The 3,168-nt window shown below is 46.4% G+C and carries 3 protein-coding genes; 2 read left to right on the forward strand and 1 reads right to left on the reverse strand.

The features are described from left to right. Positions 1 to 397 (reverse strand): EamA family transporter (locus AB4496_RS15870; protein ID WP_372131336.1); only part of this gene is annotated, 397 nt, incomplete at its 3' end. A 180-nt stretch (positions 398 to 577) separates the two neighbouring features. Here AB4496_RS15870 and recQ point away from each other — a divergent pair. Beyond that, positions 578 to 2,416 (forward strand): ATP-dependent DNA helicase RecQ, encoded by a 1,839-nt coding sequence (gene recQ, locus AB4496_RS15875; protein ID WP_009848191.1) that lies wholly within the window; start codon positions 578 to 580, stop codon positions 2,414 to 2,416. A gap of 66 nt (positions 2,417 to 2,482) precedes the next feature. Beyond that, positions 2,483 to 2,794, forward strand: coding sequence for a DUF3630 family protein (locus AB4496_RS15880; RefSeq protein ID WP_009848192.1), 312 nt, complete (start codon positions 2,483 to 2,485; stop codon positions 2,792 to 2,794). Positions 2,795 to 3,168 lie beyond the last annotated feature (374 nt).

Raw genomic sequence — 3,168 nt, forward strand, 5'->3', positions numbered from 1 at the left:
ATTGCAGCTTACGTAAGCGTTCGCCGAGGAAGAGCATCCCGAGCAACACGTTAATCAGTGGGTTGATGTAATACCCCAAGCTGGCATCAAGCATGTGATTGGAATTCACCGCCCAAATAAAAATAAGCCAGTTAGCGCCCACCAAAATAGACGTCGCCACCAAATAGAGCATTTTTGGTTTCGAGGTCAGGGTGTCGCGGACTTTACGCCAGCTGCGGCCAATGTGCAGTAAGAAAGCGAGTAGGAAAAAGGACCATACTACACGGTGGCTAAGGATCTCTAACGGGGATACGTCACTTAAAGATTTGAAATATATAGGGGCGATCCCCCACATGGTGTAGGCGCCGACGGCAAGCAAAACTCCCTGGCGCGTACGTTGTTGTTCTTCCTGTGTCATGCATCTTTCTCTAGCACTGAGTGCTTATTAATAAGATTTATAAAGAGAGTTGGTCAGTATAGGAGCGTTAACCCTTTTCACCTAACAATTTGCGGTTTAATTCGCCAGCGTTCCCCTCTACAATGTGCGCCTTGCTTGCCAATGCTGCACGCTGACTTTATACCTTGATTAGGAACCACAATGACCGCCACTCTGATTGCTGAGCAAACACCAACTCCCGCGAATGATGCGCAAGATATCTTACAAGATGTCTTTGGTTATCAAAGCTTTCGTGATGGTCAGCAAGAGGTCATAGACCTAGCCGTTGAAGGCAAAGACAGCTTGGTGATTATGCCAACCGGTGGTGGTAAGTCTCTGTGTTACCAGATCCCGGCTTTAGTGCGTGATGGGCTGACTTTGGTTATCTCACCGCTCATTTCATTGATGAAAGACCAAGTTGACCAGTTGAAAGCTAATGGTGTGGCGGCTGAGTGCATAAACTCATCGATGCCACGCGATCAACTGTTGAGCGTGTTCAACCGCATGAACTCAGGCCAATTGAAGATGGTTTATGCTTCACCAGAGCGTGTGTTGATGCGTGACTTCATCGAGCGCTTACAAGGTTTGCCGCTTTCGATGATTGCGGTGGATGAGGCACACTGTATCTCTCAGTGGGGACACGATTTCCGCCCTGAGTATGCTTTGCTAGGCCAGCTTAAACAGTATTTCCCGCATGTGCCTTATATGGCGCTGACAGCAACCGCTGACGATGCGACGCGCAAAGATATTATCTCGCGTTTGCAGCTGGTGGAGCCGCACACTTACTTAGGCAGCTTCGATCGCCCTAATATTCGCTACAACCTAGTTGAGAAGCACAAGCCCGTGTCACAAGTGGTTCGCTACCTAGAAACACAGAAAGGCAATTGCGGCATCATCTACTGTGGTAGCCGTAAGAAAGTGGAGATGGTGACCGAGAAGCTGTGCAATAACGGTATTCGCGCTGCGGGTTACCATGCCGGCATGGATACCGACGAACGTGCTTACGTTCAAGAAGCTTTCCAACGTGATGATATTCAGATCGTGGTCGCGACTGTGGCGTTTGGTATGGGCATCAACAAACCCAACGTACGCTTTGTGGTGCACTTTGATATCCCACGCAACATCGAATCTTACTATCAAGAGACAGGCCGTGCAGGTCGTGATGGCTTACCTGCTGAAGCGATGATGTTGTTTGACCCGGCTGATATGGGTTGGCTGCGTCGTATGCTTGATGAGAAAGAAGAAGGCCCGCAAAAACAAGTTGAGATGCACAAGCTGAACGCGATGAGTGCCTTTGCCGAAGCGCAAACGTGTCGTCGTCAGGTGCTGCTCAACTACTTTGGCGAATATCGCGAGAAGCAATGTGGTAACTGCGATATCTGCTTAGATCCACCAAAACACTTTGATGCGACCCAAGAGGCGCAGAAGGCGTTGTCTTGTGTGTACCGCGTTAATCAGTCATTTGGTATGGGCTATGTGGTCGAAGTGATGCGCGGTATGCAGAACATCCGTGTACGCGATAATGGTCACGACAAGCTTTCTACCTACGGTATTGGCCGCGACCATAGCCATGATTACTGGATCAGTATCTTCCGTCAGCTGATTCACAAAGGTTTGTTGTTCCAAAACATCACTCGTAACTCAACATTACAGTTAACAGAAGAAGCTCGACCGCTATTGCGTGGTGAGATGTCTTTGGAGTTGGCTGTACCTCGTTTAGATACAGCAGTGCGTAATGCGAAGTCCGATAAACTAAGCAGCAAGAACTACGATAAGAAGCTGTTTGCCAAACTGCGTAAGCTGCGTAAGTCGATTGCTGATGAAGATGGTTTGCCACCATACGTGGTATTCAGTGATGCGACGCTGATTGATATGGCCGAAATCCTACCCACATCTTATGGCGAGATGCTGGCGGTAAATGGCGTTGGTCAGCGTAAACTTGATAAGTACGCAGACCCATTCTTAGATTTGATTCAAGAACACATCACCACACACGGCTAGCTTGCAAGAAACGACTAGCTTATAAAAACGATTGGCTTATAGAAAAAGAATAAGGTTGATAGGGACATGACAACACCAACAGAATTTGGCTTAAGAGAGTATTTGGCTGAGGAAGGGCGTTTATTGATTACGTCTCCAAGTTTTGATTTTGATTCTTATGAAGTGCTAGGTGAAAAGCTGGTGGCGTTGCTGTCAGCTTCTGTTGTTGAAAAGCAATGGGACGCCGATATGCATTCTTGGTTGATTGATTTTGAAGATTGTCGGATGTTTTTAAAGTCTGAACATTACAGTGAATCAATCTGGTTTGAGTCGTTAAACGCTGAAGAAAGCCGAGAAGAGTTCGATTATCTCGCGACGCTTTTCAAGCGCGGTTTCTAACTTTTAACATGGCTTCTGAAACGTAGCTTCTAAACCTGGCTCTTAAAACTTGGCTTCTAACGTCATTCATCAATAAAAGTGAGGATAAACGTTTGCGTTTGTTCTCACCGTTGCAGCCAATATTGATTAATGTATAATCGCCCGCCGCTCAATAGAGCAAATTATAGAAACATTTTTAATTCACATTATTGGTAAGAGCTTTCTTGGATTATTCGAAGAAATGACTCGATTTGGGTTCCCTCACCCCCAAACCAAACTAAAAAGGTACAGCATGAGTAACTTTACCCCTGCGCAACAGCGCAAAGCCCTAGCACTATTAGTTTTGTTCCATTTGATCATTATTGCATCAAGCAATTATTTGGTTCAGCTACCTT

The organism is Vibrio sp. 10N.222.46.A1, from assembly GCF_041473595.1.
Classification (GTDB): domain Bacteria; phylum Pseudomonadota; class Gammaproteobacteria; order Enterobacterales; family Vibrionaceae; genus Vibrio; species Vibrio tasmaniensis_A.

What these genes read in the sequence shown, in the direction of transcription:
- recQ (WP_009848191.1), top strand. Translation starts at nt 578, where the DNA reads ATGACCGCCACTCTGATTGCTGAGCAAACACCAACTCCCGCGAATGAT.
- AB4496_RS15880 (WP_009848192.1), top strand. Translation starts at nt 2,483, where the DNA reads ATGACAACACCAACAGAATTTGGCTTAAGAGAGTATTTGGCTGAGGAA.